General features: G+C 52.2%; 20 protein-coding genes. 7 read left to right on the top strand and 13 right to left on the bottom strand.

The genetic code is table 11. From position 1 onward, the window contains the following. From purB to ACX9GT_RS11490, 3 genes are all read left to right on the top strand, one after another. Nucleotides 1-1,371, top strand: a complete 1,371-nt coding sequence (gene purB / locus ACX9GT_RS11500) for an adenylosuccinate lyase (protein ID WP_473191181.1) — start codon at nucleotides 1-3, stop codon at nucleotides 1,369-1,371. Between the two features lie 525 nt (nucleotides 1,372-1,896). After that, nucleotides 1,897-2,049: an ogr/Delta-like zinc finger family protein gene (locus ACX9GT_RS11495; RefSeq protein ID WP_473191180.1), complete on the top strand. Its 153-nt coding sequence runs from the start codon at nucleotides 1,897-1,899 to the stop codon at nucleotides 2,047-2,049. A 318-nt stretch (nucleotides 2,050-2,367) separates the two neighbouring features. Continuing rightward, on the top strand, nucleotides 2,368-2,847 hold the full coding sequence (locus tag ACX9GT_RS11490) for an Hcp family type VI secretion system effector (RefSeq protein ID WP_473191179.1): 480 nt from the start codon (nucleotides 2,368-2,370) through the stop codon (nucleotides 2,845-2,847). 60 nt (nucleotides 2,848-2,907) lie between these two features. Here the strand turns inward: ACX9GT_RS11490 and ACX9GT_RS11485 are convergent, their stop codons facing one another. The 4 genes from ACX9GT_RS11485 to ACX9GT_RS11470 all read right to left on the bottom strand — a co-directional run bounded on the left by ACX9GT_RS11485 (nucleotide 2,908) and on the right by ACX9GT_RS11470 (nucleotide 5,320). Further along, nucleotides 2,908-3,699: a DUF4225 domain-containing protein gene (locus ACX9GT_RS11485; RefSeq protein WP_473191178.1), complete on the bottom strand. Its 792-nt coding sequence runs from the start codon at nucleotides 3,697-3,699 to the stop codon at nucleotides 2,908-2,910. A 1-nt stretch (nucleotide 3,700) separates the two neighbouring features. After that, nucleotides 3,701-4,018 (bottom strand): hypothetical protein, encoded by a 318-nt coding sequence (locus tag ACX9GT_RS11480; RefSeq protein WP_473191177.1) that lies wholly within the window; start codon nucleotides 4,016-4,018, stop codon nucleotides 3,701-3,703. A gap of 84 nt (nucleotides 4,019-4,102) precedes the next feature. Next, nucleotides 4,103-4,297 carry a hypothetical protein gene (locus tag ACX9GT_RS11475; protein WP_473191176.1) on the bottom strand — a complete coding sequence of 65 codons (195 nt, stop codon included), beginning with the start codon at nucleotides 4,295-4,297 and terminating at the stop codon, nucleotides 4,103-4,105. 321 nt (nucleotides 4,298-4,618) lie between these two features. Then, complete coding sequence (locus ACX9GT_RS11470) at nucleotides 4,619-5,320, bottom strand: GNAT family N-acetyltransferase (protein ID WP_473191175.1); 702 nt, start codon at nucleotides 5,318-5,320, stop codon at nucleotides 4,619-4,621. A gap of 260 nt (nucleotides 5,321-5,580) precedes the next feature. On the opposite strand from ACX9GT_RS11470, the gene phoP reads away from it, so the two are divergent. From phoP to ACX9GT_RS11455, 3 genes are all read left to right on the top strand, one after another. Continuing rightward, nucleotides 5,581-6,252 (top strand): two-component system response regulator PhoP, encoded by a 672-nt coding sequence (gene phoP / locus ACX9GT_RS11465; RefSeq protein WP_020826469.1) that lies wholly within the window; start codon nucleotides 5,581-5,583, stop codon nucleotides 6,250-6,252. 5 nt (nucleotides 6,253-6,257) lie between these two features. After that, entirely contained in the window at nucleotides 6,258-7,715 is a 1,458-nt protein-coding gene (gene phoQ / locus ACX9GT_RS11460) for a two-component system sensor histidine kinase PhoQ (RefSeq protein ID WP_473191174.1), read from the top strand. A gap of 80 nt (nucleotides 7,716-7,795) precedes the next feature. Continuing rightward, nucleotides 7,796-8,917 carry a ribosomal protein uL16 3-hydroxylase gene (locus ACX9GT_RS11455; protein WP_473191173.1) on the top strand — a complete coding sequence of 374 codons (1,122 nt, stop codon included), beginning with the start codon at nucleotides 7,796-7,798 and terminating at the stop codon, nucleotides 8,915-8,917. A gap of 47 nt (nucleotides 8,918-8,964) precedes the next feature. On the opposite strand, the gene pepT is transcribed toward ACX9GT_RS11455, so the two are convergent. The 8 genes from pepT to lolC all read right to left on the bottom strand — a co-directional run bounded on the left by pepT (nucleotide 8,965) and on the right by lolC (nucleotide 19,029). Further along, nucleotides 8,965-10,197, bottom strand: coding sequence for a peptidase T (pepT, locus tag ACX9GT_RS11450; protein WP_473191172.1), 1,233 nt, complete (start codon nucleotides 10,195-10,197; stop codon nucleotides 8,965-8,967). 342 nt (nucleotides 10,198-10,539) lie between these two features. Next, complete coding sequence (locus ACX9GT_RS11445; protein ID WP_473191171.1) at nucleotides 10,540-11,310, bottom strand: hypothetical protein; 771 nt, start codon at nucleotides 11,308-11,310, stop codon at nucleotides 10,540-10,542. 61 nt (nucleotides 11,311-11,371) lie between these two features. Continuing rightward, a complete protein-coding gene (locus tag ACX9GT_RS11440; RefSeq protein WP_473191170.1) occupies nucleotides 11,372-13,828 on the bottom strand; it encodes a hypothetical protein in 2,457 nt (818 codons plus the stop codon). 219 nt (nucleotides 13,829-14,047) lie between these two features. Continuing rightward, a complete protein-coding gene (cobB, locus tag ACX9GT_RS11435) occupies nucleotides 14,048-14,905 on the bottom strand; it encodes a Sir2 family NAD+-dependent deacetylase (protein WP_473191169.1) in 858 nt (285 codons plus the stop codon). 9 nt (nucleotides 14,906-14,914) lie between these two features. After that, on the bottom strand, nucleotides 14,915-15,829 hold the full coding sequence (gene nagK / locus ACX9GT_RS11430) for an N-acetylglucosamine kinase (RefSeq protein WP_473191168.1): 915 nt from the start codon (nucleotides 15,827-15,829) through the stop codon (nucleotides 14,915-14,917). 53 nt (nucleotides 15,830-15,882) lie between these two features. Continuing rightward, entirely contained in the window at nucleotides 15,883-17,130 is a 1,248-nt protein-coding gene (gene lolE, locus ACX9GT_RS11425) for a lipoprotein-releasing ABC transporter permease subunit LolE (RefSeq protein WP_473191167.1), read from the bottom strand. Further along, nucleotides 17,130-17,834 (bottom strand): lipoprotein-releasing ABC transporter ATP-binding protein LolD, encoded by a 705-nt coding sequence (lolD, locus tag ACX9GT_RS11420; RefSeq protein WP_473191166.1) that lies wholly within the window; start codon nucleotides 17,832-17,834, stop codon nucleotides 17,130-17,132. Before lolD ends, lolE begins: the two co-directional genes overlap by 1 nt. Then, on the bottom strand, nucleotides 17,827-19,029 hold the full coding sequence (gene lolC / locus ACX9GT_RS11415) for a lipoprotein-releasing ABC transporter permease subunit LolC (protein WP_473191165.1): 1,203 nt from the start codon (nucleotides 19,027-19,029) through the stop codon (nucleotides 17,827-17,829). Before lolC ends, lolD begins: the two co-directional genes overlap by 8 nt. 296 nt (nucleotides 19,030-19,325) lie before the next feature. Between lolC and mfd the strand changes: the two genes are divergently transcribed. After that, nucleotides 19,326-22,805 (top strand): transcription-repair coupling factor, encoded by a 3,480-nt coding sequence (gene mfd, locus ACX9GT_RS11410; RefSeq protein ID WP_473191164.1) that lies wholly within the window; start codon nucleotides 19,326-19,328, stop codon nucleotides 22,803-22,805. Nucleotides 22,806-22,822: 17 nt separating this feature from the next. Here mfd and ACX9GT_RS11405 read toward each other — a convergent pair whose 3' ends face one another. Next, complete coding sequence (locus ACX9GT_RS11405) at nucleotides 22,823-24,040, bottom strand: acyltransferase family protein (protein ID WP_473191163.1); 1,218 nt, start codon at nucleotides 24,038-24,040, stop codon at nucleotides 22,823-22,825.

Raw genomic sequence — 24,040 nt, 5'->3', positions numbered from 1 at the left:
ATGGAATTATCCTCACTGACCGCCGTTTCCCCCGTTGACGGACGCTACGGTGATAAAGTCAGCGCACTGCGCACCATTTTCAGCGAATACGGTTTGCTGAAATTCCGCGTGCAGGTTGAAGTACGTTGGCTGCAAAAACTGGCTGCCTGCACACAAATCAAGGAAGTTCCGGCTTTTGATGCCGACGCAAACGCTTACCTCGATAAAATCGTCGCAGAGTTCAGCGAGCAAGACGCACAGCGCATTAAAACCATTGAACGCACCACCAACCACGACGTGAAAGCGGTTGAATACTTCCTGAAAGAAAAGGTGGAAGCGGTTCCTGCCCTACAGGCGGTGTCAGAGTTTATCCACTTCGCCTGTACTTCAGAGGACATCAACAACCTGTCACACGCGCTGATGCTGCAAACGGCACGCCAGGATGTGGTGCTGCCATTCTGGCGCAAAATCATTGATGCACTCAAAGGGCTGGCGCTGGAATATCGTGACATTCCGCTGCTGTCCCGCACCCATGGCCAGCCAGCGACCCCGTCCACCGTCGGTAAAGAGTTCGCCAACGTGGCTTACCGTATGGAGCGCCAGTTTCGTCAGCTGGAACGCGTTGAGATCCTCGGGAAAATCAACGGTGCCGTGGGTAACTACAATGCCCACATCGTGGCTTACCCGGAAGTGGACTGGCACCGTTTCAGCGAAGAGTTTGTCACTTCGCTCGGTATTACCTGGAACCCATACACCACCCAGATCGAACCGCACGACTATATCGCCGAACTATTCGATTGCATCGCGCGTTTCAACACCATTCTGATCGACTTTGACCGTGATATCTGGGGTTACATCGCCCTCAATCACTTCAAACAGAAAACCATTGCCGGTGAAATTGGTTCCTCCACCATGCCGCACAAGGTTAACCCGATCGACTTCGAAAACTCCGAAGGCAACCTGGGCCTGGCTAATGCCGTGCTGGGCCACCTGGCGAGCAAATTGCCGGTTTCCCGCTGGCAGCGCGATCTGACCGACTCTACCGTGCTGCGCAACCTGGGCGTCGGCCTGGGCTATGCATTGATCGCCTATCAGGCCACCCTGAAAGGCATCAGCAAGCTGGAAGTGAATCAGGCGCACCTGCTGGACGAACTGGATCACAACTGGGAAGTGCTGGCTGAACCCATCCAGACGGTGATGCGCCGTTACGGTATCGAAAAACCGTACGAGAAGCTGAAAGAGCTGACCCGTGGCAAGCGCGTGGATGCGGCGGGGATGCAAGCGTTTATCGACAGCCTGGAACTGCCGGAAGCAGAAAAAACCCGCCTGAAAGCCATGACTCCGGCCAACTATATTGGCCGTGCCACCAGCATGGTAGATGAGTTGAAATAAGCTCGCGGCAAGACTATCAAGGCGACTTTTCAGTCGCCTTAGCTATGTCTTATTATATTGAAATAAAAAGATTTATTTCTAACCGCGTCCACATAATGACCACATCGACAAAAGCCCATTGCTGGGGCTTTTCTTTTGGCACAAAAAAGCCAGCCCGTAGGCTGGCCGGTCACTGCTCTGTGGCCTGCATCGGTGGATGTGCAAAGCTTTCTTTACTTCTTTTCCTTGGTGCGGCCTCACTGTTGACTGGTTTTCAGTCTACTGGGGTAATCCGCTTCCCTTCAATTGGCTACACAGATCAATTGTCATAAATTGATCGCTAAAACCGATCGAAAGATAATCAACGGGCAGGTGATGAAATCATCACGGATTGCGGCCAAGTGATAACGGATAGCAAGGGAGTCATAACGGATTACGCGGGTTGCCAATAGCAAAAATATCAGCGCACAAGACGTGTTGACCGCTCACCGGTTCCCCGCAGGCCTGGCGCAACTAAAAATTACCTGTAGCAAATGTGGCGCATGGATGCACATCCGTAAGTCAGTATGGAAAGCTCCGCAATTTGCTGACCGGTATTGCACCTGCACCAACGTAGAATGCAGTGAAACCGGGGTGTTTAATGTGACGTGGTCGCACGCCATCAGCCCCAGCGGGGCTGGAAAGCAAGGGGCTGATTAAAGCCCTGCTGGAAAGGTTGCGACCAGATGAGCGGCAAATGGCATTAGACCTGTTGCAAGGGCATGCCGGATAACGAGACCCCCACCAAAAATAGCTGGCGTGTGTCATGTCGGCAGCACTGGCAGCAACCAGCAAGTTGATCGTATTATCACTGAATCCTTTGGTGATGCGGCATGCTCAAGCCTTGATATAAGCAAGGTAGGTTGCGCGACGGGAGGAGAACGAACAAGAGAAGGTGCGACACGTTCACCTGGTCAACTTCGGTAGGTTGGGGTTATGTGTTGAAAATATTTTTTTACTTATTGTTAAAGGACTTACATGGCTAATTCAATCTATTTGACATTGAAGGGTGAGAAGCAGGGCGTAATATCTTCAGGGTGTGGCTCTTATGATTCGATTGGCAATAAATTTCAGGCTGGACATGAAGACCAAATAATGGTTTATGCGTTGACTCATGGTATCAACCGAGAACAGCATACCGCACATCAACCGTTTACAATTACCAAGCCAGTAGATAAGGCCACACCTCTGATTGGTATGGGTATCACCAATAATGAAGAGATGTATCTTCTGCTGGATTTTTATCGGACATCCAGTGTTGGTGCTCAGGAGAAATATTTTTCCATAGAGATCAGGAAAGCCAAACTAAAACGTGTGTCGTTGAATTACCCACATGCATTAACTAACAATGATAGCCAGCCTGAAGAAGTATTAAGCGTTGTCTATCAAGATATAAAATGGGCTCATCATATGGCTGGGACAACAGGTTACAGCCTATGGGAAGATAGGGTGTATTGAACAGTTTTTTTGATAGTGTATCGGTACATAATGCTTGTTTACTATGTACCGGTATTGTTGTTATTTTTTTTCTGATAAATCATTCCAATTGGTAGAGTTACCACTCATTAACTGATAGAGGGATAACCCTGTGGCTGAATCTCCTACCAGTTCGCTGATGAGACCGGCTGCCCCCATATCTCTCCATCCAATAATATAATCATCCCTGATGTATCGGAACAGTTTCCAAGAATCTGTTTTCAATACCGACCTGAAGAGCGAGCCTGCGGAAAGAGAAAGGTCGCCTATAGAGTAGGCGATATCACCGTCTTTATCGTCGCCCCCTAAAGCCTTGGCGGCATGTCTGTAGGCGCTTCGCAGAGGTATGGATGTAGGATCTTCTCGATATACAAGATAGTATCCATTTTCCCATGAATTCTCTAATCCATGAAAGAGTAAAGGTGCTCCTAGTGAACCACATGCCAATCCTAAACTTGCAACGCATATGCCTCCACCTCCGAATGCTTGTAATCCACCGCTAATAAAACCAACTTGTTTTAATGTGATATTTAACACTGAGTTTTGTTGTTTTTTTCTTTCTGCAATGGCATATAATTTCGCAGTTCCCATCTGCAAATTTACATACGTTTTGTAAAGCTTATTATATTGCTCTTGAAGTTTTAACATGGCACTGGGAAATTGCAATTTACCATATTTAAAATCTAAGATGTAACTATCTGATAATTTATGCTCTTCCACAACGAAGCTATTGATAAGCCTGATATCATTTAAAGAGAAATGAGCCAAATCGCTAGCCATTCTATTTACTTTTTCTTTTTCTCTTTCTAATATTGTAAGTGAAAACCCATCCATGTTATCGTCCTCTTAGTGTAAATAAAACCTTCAAACTCCAGAGTAATTTCCTTAGAAATGGTGTAAATGCAAACATTATTGCAAATAATGACATGTATATTATTGTGAATAATATATATTCTTTTTCATTCATCTCTCGAGTGAAAAAGAAATAAGCCACTATCATAAAAAATGCATACCAATATAATCCTGATAAACTCCAGAAGAATTGCCAGCTAACGCTAGTTTTTTTATATCTTGCAATTTTAATTAATGTGCTAGCATCTATCTCCTTCATACCAAGTTCTATTAATTTTTTTTTCATCTCACCGTCATCCATATTTTGAAATCCTTATTCATAATGATTAAACGGGGTTTTCTTTTGCTGCCGCAGGCCAACCCGGAAACGCATTAACCTGTAAAATTAATCCGTTTCCGGATTATCAGTTGAAGGGTTTACACTTGGTAGTTTCCGGCGCGGGCTATACAACGAGCCATCCACAACAATGAATCCTTTATTAATCCATTGTGTTACCTGTTGCGGCTTGACGTCACACACCCTCGCAAACTCGGCTTGATTGCCGCCATAGTGGGCGGTGATGCATTCAAGTAATGACATTGTTTTTCTTAACACATTCATATTGTTCAGCGCTGCGCCCTTCAATGATGCCGTAAACCCTAGCCAATGAGTGTATAGTAAAAAACCTTACACTAAATGCAAGGCGTTTTACTTTACTAATAACATAATGGGGGGTTCATACGCCTTACCCAACCGGCAACAGCCAATCGCCGTCCAAACGGAAAGCATGCCCCGGCCTAAAGTTCACCACTGCCCCAGATAGCACTAAATGAGGCTATGCAATCTCTCTAACCAATTGTTTTAATTGACTTCCCCCGCTATCGCGAGGGGGAGCAGGTTACGAAGAAGTCGCCTTAATTTTTACGGCATAAACGCCTGCAACCGCTGTTTTTGCCGCCCGTCGGCAGTAAAGTTCCCATCATCCAACCACTGTTCGAACGCAGTACGCACTGCGGGCCAGCGATCTTCGGTCATCGCGAACCAGTCGGTATCCCGGCTGCGCCCTTTGGTCACCAGAGCTTTCATAAACCGCCCCTCATAGCTGAAACCGAAACGCAGCGCCGCCTGCCGGGATGGCTCATTCAGGCTGTCACACTTCCATTCACAGCGGCGATAACCCAATTCGTCAAAGGTGTAGCGCAACATCAGGTAAATCGCCTCGGTGGCGCAAGAACGCTGTTTCATCAGCGGAGACCAGTTGACGTGGCCAATCTCCAACACGCCGATTGCCTCCTCAATGCGCATAAAAGCCACCGTTCCTACCGGCGTTTGACTATGCGAATCGTTCACCACCAAATTCACCAGGCTCGTATTGGCTTCGAGCTTTGCCAAATGTGCACGCATTTCCGGCAAACTTTCGGGCCGTTCGCCCATAAGATAGGTCCAATCGCGGCCATCCGCTGCTTGCTGGTACGCATTGAATAGCGCGGTAAAATCTCGCTCGGCGTCTAACGCTGTAAGCTGGCAAAACTTACCGGCTAAGGTTGCGCCGGTCGGCCGTAACCGTGGTTGCCATTGTGGTAATGGATCCCCCACCGGCTGACCATATTGATTTATCACCATAAACGTCTTCCATCTGATTGCTGCAAGGTTGAATTTTTTTGGGTATAAAAAGCATCCCCTTCGTTTAAGTTTGGTTTACCTTTGTCTCTATGCTGTTTATCCTGCGTTTATTACTCACTGTCGATAATTGCCGCATCCCATTGTGTGATAACACGGATTTCCCAGCACCCGCCTGCGGCATCAACGGGTTTATACCTACCATAACTTAGCGCGCTCTGGGTAGCCGGAACTTCACCCGCGTATTTACAGGAGTCTGCCCCATGCGAGTACTGGTTGTTGAAGATAATGGTCTATTGCGCCACCACCTTTCCGTGCAGATGCGCGAAATGGGGCATCAGGTGGATGCGGCAGAAGATGCCAAAGAGGCTGACTATTTCTTGCAGGAACATGCGCCTGATATCGCGATTGTCGATCTTGGCCTGCCAGGAGAAGACGGCCTGAGCCTGATCCGCCGCTGGCGCGCCCATCAGATGAAATTGCCCATTCTGGTACTGACCGCCCGCGAAAGCTGGCAGGATAAAGTCGCGGTGCTGGAAGCCGGTGCCGATGATTACGTCACCAAGCCATTCCACTTGGAAGAAGTGATCGCCCGTATGCAGGCGCTGATGCGCCGCAACAGTGGACTGGCTTCGCAGGTGATCGTCCTGCCGCCCTTCCAGATCGACCTTTCGCGCCGTGAGTTAAGCGTTAACGAACAGCAAATCAAGCTGACGGCGTTTGAGTACACCATCATCGAAACCCTGATCCGTAACGCGGGCAAAGTGGTGAGCAAAGATTCGCTGATGCTGCAACTTTACCCGGATGCCGAGCTGCGTGAGAGCCACACCATTGACGTGCTGATGGGCCGCCTGCGTAAAAAACTACAGGCGGAATATCCACAGGAGGTGATCACTACCGTGCGTGGTCAAGGCTATCGTTTTGATGCTAAGTGAACATCATGTTCAAAAAGGATAAAAAGCCCTTCTCGCTGCGCGCCCGGTTTCTGATGGCCACCGCCGGGGTGATCCTGGCGCTGTCGTTATCCTATGGGCTGGTGGCGGTAGTGGGCTATATCGTCAGCTTCGACAAAACCGCTTTCCGCCTGCTGCGCGGTGAGAGCAACCTGTTTTTCAGCCTGGCGCAATGGAAAGAACAGAAGCTGACCATCGCCATTCCGCCCGATCTCGACCTCAACTCCCCGACGCTGGTGTTTATCTATGACGATAAAGGCAACCTGCTGTGGAGCCAGCGCGAAGTACCGAAACTGGAAAAACTGATCCAGAAAAGCTGGCTGGAAGAGTCGGGTTTTTATGAGATTGATACCGATACCCGCATCAGTAGTGAAGTGTTGGGCAATAACCCGAAAGCCCAGGATCAACTGAAAGATTACGATGACGCAGACCAGAATGCCCTGACTCACTCGGTGGCCGTCAATACCTACGCCGCTACCCCGCGCCTGCCCGCGTTAACCATTGTGGTGGTAGACAGTATCCCCCAGGAGCTACAGCGTTCAGACGTGGTATGGGAATGGTTCAGCTACGTCTTGCTGGCTAATCTGTTGCTGGTGGTGCCACTGCTGTGGCTGGCGGCCTATTGGAGCCTGCGGCCTATTAAAGCACTGGTGAGCCAGGTCGGTCAGTTGGAGAATGGCGAACGCGAACAGTTGGATGAAAATCTCCCCAGCGAACTGCGCGGGCTGGTGCGTAATCTCAATATTCTGCTGCGCAATGAACGACAGCGTTACACCAAATATCGCACCACGCTGTCGGACCTGACTCACAGCCTGAAAACCCCGCTAGCGGTGCTGCAAACCACGCTGCGCTCGCTGCGTTCCGGCAAGCAGACCACCATCGAAGAAGCAGAGCCGATCATGCTTGATCAGATCGGCCGTATTTCACAGCAGATTGGTTATTATCTGCACCGAGCCAGTATCAATTCGGGTCAAACCGTGCTGACGCGCGAGATCCATTCGGTCTCAGCCCTGCTCGACAGCCTTGCTCTGGCGCTGAATAAGGTCTACCAACGCAAAGGGGTGGCGATCACGCTTGATATCTCGCCTGAGGTGACTTTTATGGGCGAAAAGAACGACTTTATGGAAGTGATGGGCAATGTGCTGGAAAACGCCTGTAAATACTGCTTGGAGTTTGTGGAGATCACCTCGCTGCATTCCGACAAATACCTGACCATTGTGATTGATGACGATGGCCCAGGCATCCCTGAGAGCAAACGTGAGCTGATCTTCCAGCGCGGCCAGCGCGTCGATACCCTGCGCCCAGGGCAAGGCCTGGGTTTGTCGGTAGCCGCCGAGATTATCGAACAGTATGACGGCCACATTACCATCAGCGACAGCCCGCTGGGCGGTGCTCGCATGGAAGTGACCTTCGCCCGCCAGCATGACTCCCACCATCACGAGTAAATTCTGTCGTTCAGGCCCCGATCCACAACGTCGAACTTCCGTTATAATCCCCCCAAGCTCACTCAATCCTGGAATAGAACATGGATTATCAATTAGATCTGGACTGGAACGACTTTCTGCAGCGCTACTGGCAAAAACGCCCGGTGATCCTAAAGCGCGGTTTCAAAAATTTTATCGATCCGATCTCCCCGGATGAGTTGGCCGGACTCGCGATGGAAAACGAAGTAGACAGCCGCTTGGTCAGCCACCAGGATGGCCGCTGGCAGGTTGCGCATGGCCCCTTCGAAAGTTTCGACCATCTGGGGGAAACCAACTGGTCGTTGCTGGTACAGGCGGTCGATCACTGGCATGAGCCTTCCAGTGCGCTGATGCGCCCGTTCCGCAAGCTGCCGGACTGGCGCATGGACGATCTGATGATTTCGTTCTCTGTGCCAGGCGGTGGTGTAGGCCCGCATCTTGATCAATACGACGTCTTCATTATTCAGGGCACTGGTCGCCGTCGCTGGCGCGTGGGTGAGAAAGTGCCGATGAAGCAGCACAACCCACATCCAGATCTGCTTCAGGTCGAACCCTTCGACGCCATCATCGATGAAGAGATGGAACCGGGCGATATTCTGTATATCCCACCGGGTTTCCCGCACGAAGGCTATTCGCAGGAAAACTCGCTCAACTATTCCGTGGGCTTCCGCGCCCCAAATGGCCGTGAACTGGTCAGCGGCTTTGCCGATTACGTACTGGCACGAGATCTAGGCAGCCAGCGCTACAGCGATCCAGACATTACCCTGCGCGATCATCCGGCCAACGTCTTGCCGCAAGAGGTGGATGCGCTGCGTCAGATGATGCTGGATCTGGTGCAACAGCCGGAACATTTCCAGCACTGGTTTGGTGAGTTTATTTCGCAATCGCGCCACGAGTTGGATATTGCGCCGCCGGAGCCGCCGTATCAAGCTGGGGAGATCTACGAACTGCTGCAACAGGGCGAATCATTACAACGCTTGGGTGGCCTGCGCGTGCTGCGCATTGGCGAACAGTGTTTTGTTAACGGTGAACTGATTGATACCCAGCACCTACAGGCGGCGGATGCGCTGTGCCAACATTTCAGCGTTGATGCAACCCTGCTGGGCGACGCGGTGAACGATCCTTCCTTCCTCGCCCTGCTGACCACGCTGATCAACAGCGGTTACTGGTATTTTAACGACTAATCGATATTAAGCGGGCGCAGTAAACTGCGCCCGACAAACACGTCTGCCTACTTTTTGGCACGCGCCGCCGTTAATGCCGCGATACGCATAATCACGCCCACGGCCTGCTCCATGCCTTCAAGCGTAATGAACTCATGCTTACCGTGGAAATTATATCCCCCGGTAAACAGATTTGGGCAAGGCAACCCTTTGAACGACAGCTGTGCCCCGTCGGTGCCGCCGCGAATCGGTTTCATCACCGGTTGAATATCGCAATCGCGCATCGCCTGCTGCGCCAGCGCAATGACATGCGGATGGTCGGCAACCTGAGCGCGCATGTTGTAATAGCTGTCCTCGATCGCCACTTCGATATAGCAATCCCGCGGCAGCCCGCGCCCGACGATTTGCGCCACTTCGATCATTTTGCGCTTACGTGCTTCAAAACCTTCACGCTCAAAGTCACGCAGGATGTAATGCATTTCGGCGCGCTCAACGTGCCCTTTGATGCTGCTCAGGTGATAAAACCCTTCATAACCTTCGGTATTTTCAGGTGTTTCATCAGGCGGAAGTGCCTGGTGGAAGCGTGACGCCAGCGACAACGCATTGACCATCACCCCCTTGGCGGTGCCGGGGTGCACATTGTTGCCGACAATTTTCACCGTCACCGATGCTGCATTGAAATTTTCACACTCCAGCTCACCCACGCCGCCGCCATCAACGGTATAGGCCCACTCGGCATTAAAGGCCTCCACATCAAAGAAATGTGCCCCTTTACCCACCTCTTCGTCAGGCGTAAAGGCAACGCGGATGTCACCATGTGGGATTTTTTGCTGTTTCAGCCGCATCATCGCGGTGAGGATTTCGGCAATACCGGCCTTGTCGTCGGCCCCCAGCAGCGTTTTGCCGTCGGTGGTGATCAGCGTTTGCCCCAGCATCTGGTGCAGGATCGGGAACATCACCGGTGACAGCACTTCATCACCAATCCCCAAGGCAATATCACCACCGCGGTAATTCTCCACTACCTGTGGCGTCACATTTTTACCGGAAAAGTCCGGTGAAGTATCAAGGTGAGAAATAAATCCAATCGTAGGCACCGGCCAAGCGACATTGCCTGGCAAGGTCCCCATCACGCAGCCGTGCTCGCTGAGCGATACCTGTTCAAACCCCAACTCAATCATTTCCTGCCGCAACGCACGCGCCAACTTCAGTTGCCCATCGGTACTCGGCACATGTTTGACGTTCGCTTTAGCCTGTGTGTCGAAAGAGACGTAGTTAAAAAAGCGATCAAGTAGTTTATCCATGGTTCCGCCCTCAGAATTTCGCGTTTCATTATGCGGAACCGATTCGGATCAAATATTGAGACAGGTCATTAATAATCAGATTTACCTGAAATCATTAGTCTTATAGGAATGTTAGTTGAGTAGACCTGCCGACTCCTTCTCAGAACCGTACTTGCGAAGAATCCCGTTACCACTCGGACACAGTTCCCCAGTTGAAGATCTGGCGAAACGCACCGAAGGTGGTTTTTCGTTTCAGAGCAGTAGATTACGCTCAGAGCAGAGGATCTCAAAAGGATCTTTCAAAGAGCCTCCCCAAAACGAGACCACCAGTGTACATTTTCCCTCGGCATAAAGGTGACAGATCTACTCCTCTCCCCCTTGAAATGGGTATTTAATATCCTGCGTTATTTTCATTTTCGTGCCTGACTGATCAGTAAACGAAGGCCAATCATACGACTTATTTATAAAACCCCATGAATAATATTCTTTATTATCATCAATGAATTTTATATTCAAAACACTCCAGTTTTCATCGTAACAATGCGATTTCTTTGAGTAATCCGCCTCAGTAAAACACGCTCTGATTTGTTCTTTTGATGAAAACAAAATATTTTTAAATGCAACACTATACTTTCCATCATTACTAAGCATAATAAAATCTGCGTAATTATATTCCCTCCCTCCTCCAGAATATGATGCTGACCATTTGTAAACCAATGCTATGGCTTGTTTCTCTTTACTCAATGGGTATATTGCTGGATATATAGTCACTCCACCGCTTGATAAGTCATCGTCACTACGATTCTCACTTTCATTGCTATGGTGATATTTACTAAAACTCCAATCGCCATCAACATGGTAGCTATCGTTTATTTTTTTTATCTTGACCAACTCAGGACTGCGATTAATAAAATAGAACGTATTTTCCTCACTCTTACTTTTCCATATTGAGTAATCGCCATTCCCATTACATTTCTCTTTTATTGAGCTGCATATATCTTCATATTGAACACTGCCAGCTTTCACGACTGCCATCACGATAGGCTTTATACCCTTTGAACTAGCCTCTTCTTCATTAGCTATAACAGAGGTAGATATAACTAATAATAGAAAAGCTATATATATCTTCTTCATCCATATGCTCCCACCCCCCCTCTTTTTTTGCTTGAAGGGGAGAATTATCATGTTTATTAAATCACCCAAGATTCGTGATTTTTTCTCTTATCGCATTTACTTTATCTGTATCATTCCTACTTTGATATAGAGTTGTCGCACGCTGATAAGCATTAATTGCCTCTACTCTGTTCTTATCCGTTCCACTTTCGCTTCGTAGAGGATCGTGGTATCTTCCCCAACTATATGCATAAACACGGTAGTTGTATATTTCACTATCTTCAAATAAAAAACCACTATTTTTTCTCAATACATTTAAGTGCGTTGCCTTCAGAACATCTACCGCCCTATCAAAATATTTAACTCTATCGTTATAGCCATTAAAACCACCATTAATAAGTGCAGTAACTATATTTAAATCATCTTGTCTAGCAAAACCAGCTACTCTTTTATTAACACAGTAAAACCAAAATGCTGACTTTACACAATGTGGATACGTAGCAACTTTATCTCTTGATAAACCATTAGATAAAAAGTCCTCACCAGCATATATCCCATATTGTTCATATGTATCACGCCACGTAAGCTGAATTAGTCCACGGCCATACCACGGAGCATAGTCTTTTTCACTACCGCCGCCTTCAACTGTCAGCCTCAGCCCACCGCTTTCATGGCAACATTGAGCCAAAAAATGAGCCTTCTCACGACATGTCGTCATACCAAACTCACGAAATCCTTCATTAAACACCGGCAGATACTGTTCCAATTTTTCTTTGTCAGCGTTAGGGGCGATCTTCAACAACTCATCCAGAGTTATATCTCTGTTACACGCACACCTATGCCCCTCGGCCAATGCTTCCAAAAAGGCCACCGGATGCAGATGCCACAACGCCTCTCCACTGCGGAGCTCTGGCACATGCTTCATCCACACCATCGCGTTGATATGCTGCCGGTTGTATTCCGCATCACCCGGAAAACGCTTCGCCATCTCGGCCAGCGTCCCCTGCCACAGCGCCGAACTCGCATCATGAACCCATTCGCTATGATGCTTCACAATAAACCGCTGCAGCTGATCCTGGATATGTTTCTCCCGGCAATGCAGATGCTTCCACAGCTCACTGTTGGAGATCTTTCCGTCTCCGTCCAGGTCCATCTGTCTCAACAGCCGTTGATACCCTTCCGACACCGTGGCCGAGTACATCCCTTTTGTGTTGCTGTCCGCCTGCACCTTCAGCCGTTCAAACACATCCCGGAACCACGGCTCCTGCCTCGCCTTCAACACATCCTGCGGCGGCGCGTCCTCCGTCAGCAGTACAAAACCCCGCTTGGCCAGGTCGAACTGATTGATGACCGTCACCTCGTCAGCAGGTAGCCAGGAATTTTCACCCGCGATGTAGTACCAGTCCTTGCCCTCCACCGTCTTTTTATCGGACTTCCCCATCGGGGTAAACCGATCTTCATGGGTCGTTAACGGATCATCCTCCTCGCCACACACCACAAACCGGTTTTCACTCTCACTGTACAGATACCGCGTTTTCCCCGCCAGTGACCGGACAAGCGGCTCTCCCTTCGTCACTCCCGCCTTGTTGGCCACAAAATCCGGCAACCGGCTGTCCTGGCTGAACACTTCCAGGTGGCAAAAATGGTACGGGGCTTCAAAGGGCGATTCATGCCGCCCCATATGCCCGATAACGTCACCGGAGTTCACCGGGATGGCCTCATCCCCCTTCAGCGTCACCACCTCATTGAAGACCCCTTTTTTTCGCGCGGCCTCCATCCACGCCGGGACAAACCGCTTCTCTCGCTTCAGGTATTTGGCCAGCCCGGACACCCACCCCGTCATGCCAGCTTCAACGGTCGATGCCCTCCCTTCAGGCACCGTCTTCACCCGCACGAACACAAACGGGGCCACCCTGCCGCGTAGGAAGAAATTCGCTTCTTCCAGGATCTCCACCACACTGCCACGCGGCAGAACCGCCTGGCTCTCGAGCGGAACGGCGTAAGGGAGCCGCCCGTCCGTCGATGTCGGGATAGCGGCACCTTGGGGCAACCCACTGCGTACCCACCCAGGAGCCGGGTTGTCCTGCCGCACTTTCAGCGAGCTCGCCACCACCTTGGCGGTCGGGTTAGCCCCCACGCCATACACCGACAACGGAGCCAACTGCACCCACAGCGTGTAAAAATCCAGCGCGTTATCCGGCTTCTCCGCATCGGGCGTACAGGTCGATTTGATCAGCACAAACGTTGACGTGAAGCGAAAGGCTTTCGGGAGGGAATTGTGCTTGTAAGCCGCTGTCAGATAATCATCATTCAGCCGGTAAGCGACAATGTGGCCATCGGTCATCGCCTTCAGACCGCTATGGCCCTGACCACTCGGGTTGTACACACCACCGGCATAGAAACTGTCATTCAGGTGGATCCCCCCGTGCCAGTGGCCCTGCTGTTTGAACAACCAGAAAGTATCCCCCTGGCTTCCCTGCAACGCCGACATCAACTCACCGGCGGATGAATAGCCCTCAACGGGCAGAATCATTTTCATGCCATCAACTCCTGTAAAAAATGTCCCTGTCCAACAGGTCATGAGGAGGTCTTAAGCCAAAAGCGTATATTACAACTTGGCTTCTATGCACTATAAGTGCGACAACTCTATGATTTGTTTTAAATCGTCATTTTAAACTAACATTAGGATGATGTGCTAAAACTGTCCGGCTAACCTGACATTATCGGTACAAAAAAGTACTTGGCGTATACTTCCGTTTCATTGGGCTCCAGACCCGTCATAGGGGATATCTGCCCGCTCGAGTTTACCCGCCAGCAGTTTATGCATAAACCGCGGCACCACTTCACTGGCCGGGCCATAGTGTTTCTCATCGAACTGGCTTTCCACCTGACTGGGCTCCAGATTCAGCTCAATGGTATAGGCACCCGCCGATCGCGCCTCATGCACAAAGCCCGCCGCCGGATAAACATGGCCAGAGGTGCCGATGGCTACGAAGAAGTCGGCTTTTGCCAGCGCGTCGTAAATCTCGGTCATTCTCAACGGCATTTCACCAAACCACACCACGTGCGGGCGAAGCGGTGCTGGGAATTGGCAGCAATGGCAACGATCATCCACGTTCAGATCGCCAGGCCAGTTGAATACCTGCCCGGAGTGGGTACAACGCACTTTCAGCAGTTCACCGTGCATATGCAACACGCGCTTACTGCCTGCACGCTCATGCAGATTGTCGATATTTTGCGTCACCAGCAGGAAGTTATCCCCCAGCCACTCTTCGAGATCGGCCAGCACGCGGTGAGCGGCATTCGGGGCAATGCCCGGTTGCTGAAGCTGCTGACGGCGCGCGTTGTAAAACGCCTGCACCAGCGCAGGATCGCGCCGATAGCCTTCCGGGGTGGCCACATCTTCCACCTGGTGTTCTTCCCATAACCCGTCGTCTGCGCGGAACGTGCGGATACCCGATTCAGCAGAAATCCCAGCTCCCGTCAGCACCACGACAAAAGGCTTTTTCAGCTCTGCCGCTGCCATTGTATCTCGGTGGAAAATCCGTGAGCGAAAACGCTGATGCAGCACATGCTTATTCTTGCGAAACCGACACAACCGATGGCGAGTGTGCATGAACTCTCCTTATTTATTACGCACCAAATTGAGAAACGCAGCCCCACGAACCCCACCGGCATCACCGTAACGCGCTTTCTCGATGCGTGGCAGTTTAGCCACACGCAGCAGATGCGCTGGCAAGCGTTGCGGCAACGCCTGGTAGATCGCGTCGAAATTCGATAGCCCACCGCCAATCACCACCAGATGCGGATCGATAATAGTCAGCAGATTGCCGAGACATATCGCCAGCACGTCCAGAAAACGATCAACATGCGCCACGGCCTGTGGCTCACCCGCCTGATAATGCGCAATGATCTGCTGCGCAGGCAAGTGGTGTTGATAAAAGTGGTGGTACATCCACTCAAATCCGCGGCCCGATATGTAATTTTCAATGCAACCATCATGACCACAACCGCAGGCTACGCGAGGTATATCACGCCCCAGCACCTCCAGCGCATCCACTGGCAAACGGAAGTGGCCAAACTCACCGGCGATATAGTTACGCCCAGACAGCACTTTGCCATCCACAATCAAGCCACCGCCTACACCGGTGCCAAGGATAATACCCAACACGCTGGGATAGTGACGGAATTCATCATCCCAGGCTTCTGACAAAGCGAAGCAGTTGGCGTCGTTATCTACCCTGACCTCGCGGCCAATCAGCGTGCCCAGATCGCGCGGCAACGGTTGCCCCATTGCGGCGGGCACGTTGGCGGTAAACAGAGTGCCATCTTCATTCGGCAGGCCCGGAATTCCTATCCCCACTGAACCTTGCATACCGCAAAACGCATCGGCCTCATGGGTGAGATCGCGCAACACCGCCAGCAGTTGCCGGTAGTCATCACGCGGCGTTGGTAGGCGTTTCTGCCAGATACGCCGTAGATCGGCATCGAACACACCCAATTCAATCTTGGTGCCGCCCATATCGAAACCGTAGTACATAACTCGACCTCAGGCTAAAAAAATGGGGCGTATTCATCAGCCCCAGGTTTTTACTATTGCCCGCTCAGTACGCGAGCAGGATCGATGCGGCTCGCACGCCGGGCCGGATACCAACTGGCCAGCAGGCTGAGCACAATGGCGGTCGCCAGAACGATAATTACGTCCAGCCAGTGCAGTTCGGACGGCAGGAAATCGATAAAGTAGATATCACCAGACAGGAAAGAGTGCCCCATCAGCTTTTCGATCCCTTTGATAAGATTGGTCAGTTGCAACGAAGCAATAACGCCGACCACCACGCCGCTTAAGCTACCCACCAGCCCGGCCAGCAAGCCGTACCAGATGAAGATGGCACGGATAAACCCGTCTTTGGCACCGAGAGTACGTAGCACGGCGATATCACCGCTTTTATCCTTCACTGCCATCACCAAGGTGGAAACAATGTTAAAACAGGCCACCCCAATCACCAGCACCATCGCCAGATACATAATGGCGCGGATCATCTGGATATCGCGATACATATAACCGTAGGTGCCGATCCAACTTTTGATATAGACATAAGCATCGGTGACTTCACCGGCATCACGCACCAGTTTATTCGCCGCGAACACGTCATTGACTTTGATAGCCAGGCCAGTGACACTGTCACCCATATCCAGATACTGTTGCGCATCGGCCAGTGGCACCATCGCCAGGCTGTGATCAAGCTGGCCGCTGAGTTGTAGAATACCGGCCACTTGCAGGCGAATACGTTTCGGTTGCAGCAGCTTCATTTCCGGATCGCTGTTCGGGATCATCACCGTCACATAAGAACCTTGCTTCACCCCCAGCGCTTCGGCAACGCCTTTGCCCAGAATCACCTGCTGTTCACCGCTTTTGAAATTGGCCCAGGCATCGCCCTGCACGTATTTCGGCAGTGCGCTGAGCTGGCTTTCCTGCGCAGGATCCACACCTTTGACCTGCACCGCACGCAGTTGGGTGCCGTTTTCCATCAGGCCAGTAAAGTTGATATAAGGCGCGGCAGCCAAAATGCCCGGCACTTTCTCCACCCGCTGCTGGATCTCGGGCCAGCCTTCAAACGGCTGATTGACCGGTTCGATCTCACCGTGCGGCACCACCGCCAAAATGCGGTTTTGCAGTTCACGCTCAAAGCCGTTCATCGCACTCAGGCCGACGATCAGCACCGCCACCCCCAGCGCGATACCAATGGTGGAGATCACCGAAATCAGCGACACCATGCCGCCGCGCCGCCGGCCACGGCTAAAGCGCAGCGCCATCAGCAAGGAAAGTGGCGAAGCGCTCATTACTCGGCCCCCATCAGGGTCAGGTGCGCTTGCAGATGGCCATCACGCATTTCCAACTGGCGGCTCAGGCGCTTGGCGAGTTGCAGATCGTGGGTCACCACCAGAAACGCAGTGCCCTGACGCACGTTCAGTTCACCCAGCAAATCAAAGATGCTGTCGGCGGTGCGCTGATCGAGGTTACCGGTCGGTTCGTCCGCCAGCACCAGCGACGGGTTATTCACCAGTGCGCGAGCGATCGCCACGCGCTGGCGTTCGCCGCCGGAAAGCTCAGAGGGGCGGTGCTTGCTGCGTTTTTCCAGCCCGACCGCCGCCAGCATTTCCAGCGCTTTTTCCTGCGCCAGCGCCGGTTTCGTACCGCCAATTAACAGCGGCATAGCGGCGTTTTCCAGCGCGGTGAAATCTGGCAACAGATGATGGAACTGATAAATAAAACCAAGCTGACGGTTACGCAATTCGGCCTTGGCGGCGGAAGAGAGCGAATTCAATGACTGGCCCTTGTAGATCACTTCGCCGGAAGTCGGCGAATCCAGCCCGCCCAGCAGGTGCAACAAGGTACTTTTACCGGAACCCGAGCTGCCGACGATCGCCATCATCTCGCCCGGTTGCATGGCAAAACTGACATTGCGCAGCACATCGGTATGCAGATTGCCTTCCTGATAGGTCTTGCACAGGTTGTCACACTGCAACAAAAGATGGTTACTCATAACGTAAAGCCTCAGCGGGTTGTACGGCGGCAGCGCGCCATGAAGGGTAAAGCGTGGATAACAGGGAAACCGCCATCGCCGCGAAGGCAATGATCGTCACCTGTAGCGGATCAATCGCCACCGGCAGCGTAGCGCCGTCAAGCAAGACACCCAGAATCGGCACCAGGTTATTCAGATTACTGGCCAGCAGCACGCCCAACAAAGTGCCCAGCAGCGAACCAATAATGCCCGCACTGGCACCCTGCACCATAAAGATCAACATAATCTGGCGCCGCGTCAGGCCCAGAGTTTGCAGAATGGCGACTTCGCCCTGCTTCTCCATCACCAGCAGGCTCAGAGAGGTAATGATATTGAATGCCGCTACCGCCACAATCAGGCTAAGCAGCAACCCCATCATATTTTTCTCCATGCGCACCGCCTGGAACAGCTCACCCTTACGTTCGCGCCAGTCTTTCCATACGGTGCCTTCTGGCAGCGTTTGCTGGCTGAGGGTATCCACCTGCAACGGCTGTTGCAGGAACAGACGCCAACCGGTGATATTCCCCGCCGGATAACGCATCAGGCGTGAAGCATCCTGCTGGTTAGCCAACAGTTGGTAACCATCCACCTCACTGTTGGCGTGGAAAGTACCAATAATGGTAAACAGGCGCTGGCTTGGAATGCGGCCCATCGGGGTAAACTGGCTGGCGCTCGGCACCATCAGGCGCAGCTGATCGCCACGTTTGACGCCCAACTGCCCGGCAAGCTGTTCGCCGATGATGAGATTGTATTCGCCCGGCTGCAACTGTTGCTGCTTGACGTTAACCAGGAACGGCGACAGCGGATCGGCGTCATCCGGATTCACCCCGAGAATCACCCCGACGGCGACGCTACGCGCGCTTTGCAGCACCACGTCACCGGTGGTCAGCGGTGCAACGCGGGCCACGCCTTGCAACCCCTGCACGGCAGACGCCGGGAGTTGCTCAGGGTTGATCGAACCCTGCTTACCGGTAATCAACGCCTGCGGCATTAAGCCCAAGATGTTGTTTTCGAGATCTTTTTCGAAACCGTTCATCACCGAAAGTACGGTGACCAATGCCATCACACCCAGCGTAATGCCGATGGTGGACAGCCAGGAGACAAACCGCCCAAAGCGGTCTGAAGCTCGCCCGCGCATATAACGCAGGCCAATGAATAACGCGACAGGTTGATACATGAAATCCGTTTAGTTGCCGTAGCTTAAGCACAATGAGCATGGATAATAATGGCTCCACCCGGTTTATGGAACCACCCGGCGGGTTTTATTCTCTTACCTGCGGTTAAATAACGCCCAACAGCAGCCTGGTGTATGCTTTACCTGTGTCAGTTTATTAGCCGCTGGGCTAGTATAAAGGAGGTAAAGGCGCGCTGTTATTTGCGCCAGGTAAACAGGGCTTTGTGGTATTCACGCGTCGAGCACCACGGTGAACACCACAAAAACTGTTATTCAATTCATTGATTAAAGATAACTGAATGAGCACTTCTGATAATAGCCGCCGCTCCGCCTCACCCTCTTCTCGTTACTCTCTACCTGACCGCGCGGGTGATTTGCGCCAACTGGGGCAACTGACCGGCTCTGCCTGTGCCGTGGAATGCGCCGAGATCGCCGAACGCCATTGCGGCCCGGTGATGCTCGTCGCCCCGGATATGCAAAACGCGCTGCGGCTGCGTGATGAGATCCAACAGTTTACCGATCAGAGGGTGACCAGCATTTCCGACTGGGAAACGCTGCCGTACGACAGTTTCTCGCCGCATCAGGAAATCATCTCGGCGCGCCTTTCCAGCTTGTATCACCTTCCGACCATGGAACGCGGCATTATTATTCTGCCGGTCAATACCCTGATGCAGCGCGTTTGCCCGCATGAGTTCCTGCACGGCCATGCGCTGGTGATGAAAAAAGGTCAGCGACTTTCACGGGATCTCCTGCGTGCTCAGTTGGAGCAGGCCGGTTACCGCAGCGTCGATCAGGTGATGGAGCACGGCGAGTTCGCCACCCGCGGTGCGCTGCTCGATCTGTACCCAATGGGCAGCGAGGAACCATACCGTCTCGACTTTTTCGATGATGAGATCGACAGCCTGCGCACCTTCGACGTGGATACCCAGCGCACGCTGAGCGAAGTAGATGCCATCAATCTGCTGCCCGCCCATGAATTCCCCACCGATAAAACCGCCATTGAACTGTTCCGCAGCCAGTGGCGTGAACAGTTTGAAGTGCGCCGCGACGCCGAACATATTTATCAGCAGGTGAGCAAAGGCACTTGGCCAGCCGGTATTGAATACTGGCAACCGCTGTTCTTCAGCCAGCCGCTGCCTTCTTTATTCAGCTATCTGCCCGCAAATACGCTGATCGTCAACACCGGCAACCTGGAAAGCGCCGCCGAGCGCTTCTGGCTGGATGTGAATCAGCGCTTTGAGAGCCGCCGGGTTGACCCGATGCGCCCTTTGCTCGCCCCCGACACGCTGTGGCTGCGCGTGGATGCACTGTTCGCCGAGCTGAAAGCCTGGCCACGTATGGCGCTGAAAACTGACGATCTGCCTGCCAAAGCGGGCAGTACCAATCTGGGTTATCAGACCCTGCCCGATCTGTCCGTCCAGGCCCAGCAGAAAGCCCCGCTGGATAATCTGCGCCGGTTTATCGAAAGTTTCAGCGGCAGCGTCATCTTCTCGGTCGAAAGCGAAGGCCGCCGTGAAACCCTGCAAGATTTGCTGGGCCGCATCAAGCTGAGCACCAGCCTGATCCAGCACCTTGATGAGGCGGAAGCGCCCGGCCGCTATATGATGATCGGCGCCTCCGAGCGCGGTTTTCTCGATAGCCTGCGCAACCGGGCGCTGATCTGCGAAAGCGATTTGCTCGGTGAACGCGTCAGCCGCCGTCGGCAGGATAATCGCCGCACCATTAATACCGATACGCTGATCCGCAACCTGGCGGAACTGCACTCTGGTCAACCGGTGGTGCATCTGGAACACGGCGTCGGGCGCTATGTCGGCCTGACTACGCTGGAAACCGGTGGCATCAAGGCTGAATACCTGATCCTCTCTTACGCTGGCGAAGACAAACTGTACGTACCCGTTTCCTCCCTGCATCTGATCAGCCGCTACGCTGGGGGTGCCGACGAGAATGCGCCGCTGCACAAGCTGGGCGGCGATGTCTGGTCGCGGGCGCGGCAGAAAGCGGCCGAACGCGTGCGTGACGTGGCGGCCGAACTGCTGGATATTTATGCCCAGCGCGCCGCTAAGTCTGGCTTTGCGTTCAAGCACAACCGCGAACAGTATCAGTTGTTCTGCCAGACTTTCCCGTTTGAAACCACGCCCGATCAGGAACAGGCGATCAACGCCGTGCTGAGCGATATGTGTCAGCCGCTGGCGATGGATCGTCTGGTGTGTGGCGATGTCGGCTTCGGTAAAACCGAAGTGGCAATGCGCGCCGCGTTTCTGGCGGTGGAGAACAATAAGCAGGTGGCGGTCTTGGTGCCGACCACCCTGCTGGCGCAGCAGCACTTCGATAACTTCCGCGATCGTTTTGCCACCTGGCCGATCCGCATTGAGATGATGTCGCGTTTTCGTAGCGCCAAAGAGCAACAGCAGGTGCTGGAAGAAGCCGCAGAAGGCAAAGTGGATATCATCATCGGCACCCATAAACTGCTGCAAAGCGATCTGCGCTGGAAAGATTTGGGGTTGTTGATCGTCGATGAAGAACACCGCTTCGGCGTGCGCCACAAAGAGCGCATTAAAGCGATGCGCGCTGACGTGGATATCCTGACGCTCACCGCCACGCCAATTCCGCGCACCCTGAATATGGCGATGAGCGGCATGCGCGACTTATCGATTATCGCCACCCCGCCAGCGCGCCGCCTGGCGGTAAAAACTTTCGTGCGCGAATACGACAGCCTGGTAGTACGCGAAGCCATTCTGCGTGAGGTGTTGCGCGGTGGGCAGGTGTATTACCTGTACAACGATGTGGAAAACATCGATAAAGCTGCAGAGCGGCTGGCAGAACTGGTGCCAGAGGCACGTATCGCCATCGGCCACGGCCAGATGCGCGAGCGCGATCTGGAGCGGGTGATGAACGATTTCCATCACCAACGCTTCAACGTGCTGGTTTGCACCACCATTATCGAAACCGGTATCGATATCCCGAGTGCCAATACCATTGTTATTGAGCGGGCCGATCGCTTCGGCCTGGCGCAACTGCACCAGCTTCGCGGCCGCGTTGGGCGTTCACACCATCAGGCTTATGCCTACCTGCTCACGCCGCATCCAAAAACCATGAGTGCCGATGCACACAAACGTCTGGAAGCGATCGCCGCGTTGGAAGACTTGGGCGCAGGCTTTGCGCTAGCAACCCACGATCTGGAAATCCGTGGCGCTGGCGAATTGCTGGGTGAAGATCAGAGCGGCCAGATGACCACCGTCGGTTTCTCGCTGTATATGGAACTGTTGGAAAGCGCCGTCGATGCGCTGAAAAACGGGCGCGAGCCTTCGCTGGAAGATCTCACCAGCAATCAGACCGAAGTCGAACTGCGCATGCCAGCCCTGCTGCCGGATGATTTTATCCCAGATGTGAATACCCGTTTGTCCTTCTACAAGCGCATCGCCAGTGCGAAAAATACCGGTGAACTGGAAGAACTGAAAGTGGAGTTGATTGATCGTTTCGGGCTGCTGCCGGATGCGGCACGCCATCTGTTGCAAAGCGCGGCGATGCGCCAGCATGCGCAGAAACTGGGGATCAAACGTATTGAAGGTAACGAGCGCGGTGGGTTTATCGAGTTCGGCGAGAAAAACCGCGTCGACCCGAGCTATCTGATTGGCTTACTGCAAAGCAACCCACAGGTTTACCGCCTCGATGGCCCGGCCAAGCTGAAGTTTATGCTGGATCTCACCGATCGCCCGGCCAGGCTGAAGTTTATCGAAGAACTGCTGGCCGCCTTCAGGGAACATACGTTGGCGGCGTGATAATGCCATGCTTACATTCAGATTTTGATATAGATTTGCCGGCGATATAGCATTGAACTGATAGACCAGTTGACGCAAAGGAACAGCAGAGCGTAAACCAGTGAACTCGGGTAGTCACCTAATACGGGTCTTAACAATCCTTCGTAGACTAACTGGTGAATCGTGACCAACGAATCGTAACTGCCAAACGGGATAGTGTTTAGCAGCAAAGAAAGAAAGGCCGCGTTGACGTAGATAAACAGCGGATTAATACCGAACGCTTCAAAAGAGCGACTCCAGGTTACCTTGCCCTGAATATCAATAATCCACATGAGTAATGCGAGGAAAGATGCGGCTAAGCCACAAGTCACCAGGACAAAAGTGGGCGACCATATCTTTTTATTAATCGGGCAACCATAGCTGAGTAAAAAGCCGATGAAGGTCAGGCTGGTGCCTATAATAAATAGCGTTTGTACTTTCTGCTGAATATCCTTGGTGCGTGAGAGTATTTTGCCGCAATAAAAACCTAACAGGACATGGGCGATCGCCGGGAGGGTGCTCAGCAAACCTTCAGGGTCAATCGCCAGTCCGGCATCTTTATACATGTGGTTGACGCCGAGAACGGCCTGGTCGATCCGCGAAATAATATTCTGCTCACTTTGCTCAAACCCATTGCCTGCAAGCAAAATTGCCAAATATCCCAACAGGAGCGTGACGATGATATGCGGGATGTATTTATGGTTGACCAAAAGGGCAATGATTGCGGTGGCTGCATAACAGATCGCCAATCGCTGCATCACCCCTAAAATACGGATATGTTCAAAATTCCACAGTGAAGGCCCTAGTCGCTGCCAGAATTCAACTCCCTCAGCAGTAAGTTTGTAGGAGGTTCTGAGAAAAAGGGCAAACCAGGCAATCAATAACCCAATCATAAAGATAACCAAGGTGCGGGTCAGAATTTTGGTTATGTTCGCTGAACTGGCGGAGAACTGGCTTTTCTGGAGAGAAATATACGTAGAGATGCCCATAATGAACATGAAGAATGGGAAAACCAGATCGGTTGGCGTCAGCCCATGCCAAGAGGCATGGCCGAGAGGAGCATAAACGTAGCTCCAAGAACCCGGGTTATTGACCAGAATCATTCCTGCGATTGTCATACCTCGTAGAACATCTAAGGAAAGCAAACGATTATGAGAACTGGAGATTTTCGACATGGTATCTTGTTGTCCTGAAATTAAAAAAGGGTGGATACGCAT

The sequence above is a fragment of the Serratia sp. YWN4 genome, assembly GCF_055790845.1.
Note: the sequence above shows the minus strand (reverse complement) of the source record. Positions and strands in the feature narration are given on the sequence as shown.

Bases quoted from the DNA above. Each gene is read 5' to 3' on its own strand.
- purB (WP_473191181.1), top strand. From the start codon at position 1: ATGGAATTATCCTCACTGACCGCCGTTTCCCCCGTTGACGGACGCTAC.
- ACX9GT_RS11495 (WP_473191180.1), top strand. From the start codon at position 1,897: ATGCACATCCGTAAGTCAGTATGGAAAGCTCCGCAATTTGCTGACCGG.
- ACX9GT_RS11490 (WP_473191179.1), top strand. From the start codon at position 2,368: ATGGCTAATTCAATCTATTTGACATTGAAGGGTGAGAAGCAGGGCGTA.
- ACX9GT_RS11485 (WP_473191178.1), bottom strand. From the start codon at position 3,699: ATGGATGGGTTTTCACTTACAATATTAGAAAGAGAAAAAGAAAAAGTA.
- ACX9GT_RS11480 (WP_473191177.1), bottom strand. From the start codon at position 4,018: ATGGATGACGGTGAGATGAAAAAAAAATTAATAGAACTTGGTATGAAG.
- ACX9GT_RS11475 (WP_473191176.1), bottom strand. From the start codon at position 4,297: ATGTCATTACTTGAATGCATCACCGCCCACTATGGCGGCAATCAAGCC.
- ACX9GT_RS11470 (WP_473191175.1), bottom strand. From the start codon at position 5,320: ATGGTGATAAATCAATATGGTCAGCCGGTGGGGGATCCATTACCACAA.
- phoP (WP_020826469.1), top strand. From the start codon at position 5,581: ATGCGAGTACTGGTTGTTGAAGATAATGGTCTATTGCGCCACCACCTT.
- phoQ (WP_473191174.1), top strand. From the start codon at position 6,258: ATGTTCAAAAAGGATAAAAAGCCCTTCTCGCTGCGCGCCCGGTTTCTG.
- ACX9GT_RS11455 (WP_473191173.1), top strand. From the start codon at position 7,796: ATGGATTATCAATTAGATCTGGACTGGAACGACTTTCTGCAGCGCTAC.
- pepT (WP_473191172.1), bottom strand. From the start codon at position 10,197: ATGGATAAACTACTTGATCGCTTTTTTAACTACGTCTCTTTCGACACA.
- ACX9GT_RS11445 (WP_473191171.1), bottom strand. From the start codon at position 11,310: ATGAAGAAGATATATATAGCTTTTCTATTATTAGTTATATCTACCTCT.
- ACX9GT_RS11440 (WP_473191170.1), bottom strand. From the start codon at position 13,828: ATGAAAATGATTCTGCCCGTTGAGGGCTATTCATCCGCCGGTGAGTTG.
- cobB (WP_473191169.1), bottom strand. From the start codon at position 14,905: ATGCACACTCGCCATCGGTTGTGTCGGTTTCGCAAGAATAAGCATGTG.
- nagK (WP_473191168.1), bottom strand. From the start codon at position 15,829: ATGTACTACGGTTTCGATATGGGCGGCACCAAGATTGAATTGGGTGTG.
- lolE (WP_473191167.1), bottom strand. From the start codon at position 17,130: ATGAGCGCTTCGCCACTTTCCTTGCTGATGGCGCTGCGCTTTAGCCGT.
- lolD (WP_473191166.1), bottom strand. From the start codon at position 17,834: ATGAGTAACCATCTTTTGTTGCAGTGTGACAACCTGTGCAAGACCTAT.
- lolC (WP_473191165.1), bottom strand. From the start codon at position 19,029: ATGTATCAACCTGTCGCGTTATTCATTGGCCTGCGTTATATGCGCGGG.
- mfd (WP_473191164.1), top strand. From the start codon at position 19,326: ATGAGCACTTCTGATAATAGCCGCCGCTCCGCCTCACCCTCTTCTCGT.
- ACX9GT_RS11405 (WP_473191163.1), bottom strand. From the start codon at position 24,040: ATGCGTATCCACCCTTTTTTAATTTCAGGACAACAAGATACCATGTCG.